Annotated in this window: 1 protein-coding gene and 1 pseudogene; one reads left to right on the forward strand and one right to left on the reverse strand. The window is 64.6% G+C overall.

The window, feature by feature from the left end:
• Positions 1–884 precede the first annotated feature (884 nt).
• Positions 885–2,651 (reverse strand): dynamin family protein, encoded by a 1,767-nt coding sequence (locus WAW39_RS12340; protein ID WP_422319215.1) that lies wholly within the window; start codon positions 2,649–2,651, stop codon positions 885–887.
• 295 nt (positions 2,652–2,946) lie between these two features.
• Here WAW39_RS12340 and WAW39_RS12345 point away from each other — a divergent pair.
• A pseudogene (locus WAW39_RS12345) lies at positions 2,947–3,836 on the forward strand (hypothetical protein); the annotation flags it as partial.

The following is a 3,836-nucleotide window of genomic DNA, read 5'->3' on the forward strand; positions in this document are numbered from 1 at the left end:
ATGTCGCCGTGTTTGCCTTCGGCGAGCCACTGCTGGAAGAGGGCGCGATGGGCGGCGGGCTGGGCGGGGGCGATGCGGCAGTCGTCAAAGCCGAGGGCGCGGGCCTGGGCGATGAGGGCGGACTTGAGCTCCTGGGGCGGGAGATGGGAGATGGGGGATGGGAGAGCGGAGGGCAAAGGCGGAGGTGGAGGCGGAGGGGATTGCGATGGTTTGAGGAAGAGGCGGGGATGGCGCGAGAGCTTTGGGGTGAGTTCGTTTGCCTGCTGGTCCTCGGCGCTGGGGGAGGACTGAAAACTGAGAATTGAAAACTGGGAACTGAAAATTGGCGGAGCCGATAGCAGGGGGGGCTGGGTGTGGCGAAGGGACTGATATGGGAGCTATGTGACCTGCAGGAGAGCTGGGCGAGTTTACGGCAACGCTGGTGCGCTGGCTAGTGATTCACGGGCGCACTGGCTTGCCGAATGCGGGGCTTTGGGACGTGTTTGAAAACGCGCGATATCGCTGGCTGAGCTCCGTCAGGTTTGGGTGTGGCGGCGCTTTGTGTCACCGCTACGCGGTTCCACGACCTTGGGTGGGATGGGTTGATGCGGTTCCGTGGGTTGGCACCCACGGCTACGGTTGTGCCAGCGCTACGCGCTTTCGGAGGAGAGGGCTTGGAGGACTTGTGGGGCGCTGTGGCAAGTGTCCGGCGTTGGCTGGCTTTCTACGCTGCAAGGACGGCGTGCGTTTTTGTGCGCCTGCGACGGCGATAGACCCGAAAATTCGGACCTGCGCAGCGGTTCCCTACCGGCGCTGGGGTTGGCGGATTGCGGGTGTGTTTGAGAGTGTCACGTGGGGACACAAAGGACGGAAGGGACTGCGAGGTGTTTGGGGGGCTGTCGCTCTTACTTTCCGCCGGGGGGCATGAGGGCTTGGATCTGGTGGTCGATGACGGTGAAGGAGTCGGCGAGGGTGCGGAGGCGGTCGACGTGGGTGGATTGCTCGCGCTCGAGGTGGGCGGCGTTGGCCTGGGCGGGATTGAGGGTGTCGAGGAACTTGGTGAAGGAGGCGGTGACGTCTTCGGTGACCTGCTTGGAGAGCATTTCGCGTAGGGTGACGGAGGATTCTTCGAGCTTGTCGAGGATGGAATTGCGGGCGTTGGCGAGGCGGATCTGGGTGAGGAGGTAAACGACGCCGAGGAGGAGGAGGCCGGCGCCGAAGGCGATGGCGGCGCTGGTGAGATCGTCCAACCAGCCGCAGAGGGCGGTGCCGAGGATGATGGGGATGATGAGGCGGGGGAGCCAGCGGGCGGTGACGCGGGCGCTTTCGAGGCCGGGCTCGATGTCTTCATCGAGCTTGAGCCCGATGACGAAGCGGCGGAGGGAGGAGTCCACATGGGTGCCGAAGCGGCGGCGGAGCTCGCTTTCTTCCTCGCCGTAGTCATGGGAGGGGAGGACGACATCCGGGGGGAAGAGGATGCCGCGGCCCTGGGCGTAGAGGAAGCGCTCGAACTGATGGACGTCTTCTTCGAGGACGAGGCTGACCTGACGCCAGCGGTCGCCGGTGCGGTGCTGGAGCTCCTGAAAGAGGCGGTGATCGAGGCTCTGGGGGCGGGCTCCGTTTTCGGCTTCGTCTTCCTCGGCTTCTTTGCGCTGAAAGGCTTTGCGGGTGGTGAGGGCATCGCTGGCGAGGCCGGCGACGCGCATGACGGACTCGTGGTAGTCGCGCTCGGTGGCATCGAGTGCGGGGAGGATTTTTTTCAGGGTGCGGTCGACCTGGAGCTCGCGTTCGGTTTGGAGCTCCTGGAGGACGACGGTCTTGCGCTTGGCCTGCTGCATGGTGGCCGTGTGGCGCGCGCGCATTTCATCGAGGATCTGCCGTGCCAGACGCATGGTGCTGGCGAGCTTGTTGAGACGGGCGGCATTGTGGCGGACGATGGAGGAGATGTGGGCCTCCAGGGCGTGGAAGCCGCTGTCCTGCAGGAGGCGCTCGCGCTCGATGCCGGCATTGCGGGCGAGGAAGGCTTTCTTGGCGGAGACGGCGTAGAGTGGGAAATCACGGCCGAAGCGCTGGCGGGTGAGCTGGCCCATGTAGTCGGTGATGACCTGGATCTCCTCGGGGCTGCGGAGATCGCTTTGCTGGAGGACGAAGATGACGTGGCGCATCCACTCGCGGTGAACCTTTTCCAAGAACTGCCAGGCGGAGGCGCCCCAGGGGTTCATGGCGGAGAAGACGAAGATGACGAGGTCTGCGATGGGGACGAAGCGCTCGGTGATGAGCTGGTGCTCGTTTTCGACGGAGTTGGTGCCGGGGGTGTCGACGATGTGGAAGTCGCGGAGGAAATCGACAGGGGCGTAGACTTCATCCAGCGTGGGAGTGACGGGGACGACGCTGTGCTCTTCGCCATGGCGGAAGAAGAGGATCTTGCCGGTGGTGGGGACGACGCCGGTGCTAGAGAAATCCTGGCCGAAGAGGGCGTTGAGGAAGGTGGATTTGCCGACGTTGACCTCGCCGACGACGACGAAGACGAAGGGTTCCTTGAGGGAGGCGATGAGATTGTCCAGGATGGCGGCGGATTCGCTGTCGCCGCCGGATTCACGCAGGGCAGCGGCCAGAGCCAGCAGGTCTGTGCCAATCCGTGAACGCAGTTCGAAGTAGTCGTCGCCAATCATGAGGGGGGTGTTGCAAAGTGTCGCTTGCGATTCGCACCGCAACCTCACTTCGGATGGAGAGTGAAGTTTCACGGAGGGAGAGAGGTGGAGTGGTGCGGACTCTCCGAGTGCTGTTTCGGAGTCCAGACCGCCCATGGAATGTGCGGACCACGCCGCGGTGGGTGACGCGAGGGCTTGGGGAGGTGGCGGGAGCGCTGATCGACAGGCAGGAGTGCCTATCGTACTTTCCAGCGGCGGCAGAGCGCTTTGCACGTTTCTCTTTTCACTTCATGCTCCCGGCACTACAGAGCAGGTCTTGACCGCCGCCCTCCCAGCCAGTGAATCCGCGCCTGTGAAACCTACGCCGTGGTGGCTGTGGCCGCATGTGCTGAGCCTGGAGGCGCCGGTGGTGGCGGTACTGTGGCAGGCGGCGCTGGCACATGCGCATGGCATCCGGCTGACACCGCTGCTAAGTGCGGGCCTCGGGCTGGCCTGCTGGGTGGTTTATCTGCTGGACCGCACGCTGGACACGCTGGCGGTGAAAAATGTGGCGGAGCTGGATGTGCGGCATGCGTTTTACCACCGACACCGCCGTGTGCTGCTGCTGGGGGTGCTGCCGCCGGCGCTGCTGACGCTGGGGTGGATGGCGCTGTATGTGATACCCGAAGGGGTGCTGTGGCAGGCGGTGAGCCTGGCGCTGCTGGTGGCGCTGTACCTGGCCTCGTGGTCTGCGCAGGGCAGCCGTTTGTCGCGGGATGTGTTTGTCTCGTGCGCGGGGCTGGGGGGCATCATGCTCATCTCGCGCATGCCGATCGCCAGCGGGTCGAAGCTCGCGCTGAGTCTTTTTGTGCTGGGGGTGATGGCGCTGTCCTTTCTGCGGCAGCTGGACATCCGCATGGGGAATGTGCTGCCGAAGGAGATGACTGCGGCGCTGCTGTTTGCCATGGGCTGCACGACGAGCACGCGCTTTTTTGCCATGCCGGAGACCATCGCGGAGCCGGTGCTGGAGTGTGTGCTGCTGACGCTGCTGTTTGCCTGCAATCTGCACGGGATCACCTGCCGCGAGGCCGGACTGCAGGATGACCGCAAGCACACGCGGCTGGTGCTGGGCACGGTGTTTTTTACGGTGGCGATGCTGTGGGGAATCGAGCTGGGCGCGCTGGAGCACACGCTGCTGGGGCCTGCCCGCGCGGCGCTGGGTGCGGT

The sequence above is a fragment of the Prosthecobacter sp. genome, from assembly GCF_049294395.1.
Taxonomy (GTDB): domain Bacteria; phylum Verrucomicrobiota; class Verrucomicrobiia; order Verrucomicrobiales; family Verrucomicrobiaceae; genus Prosthecobacter.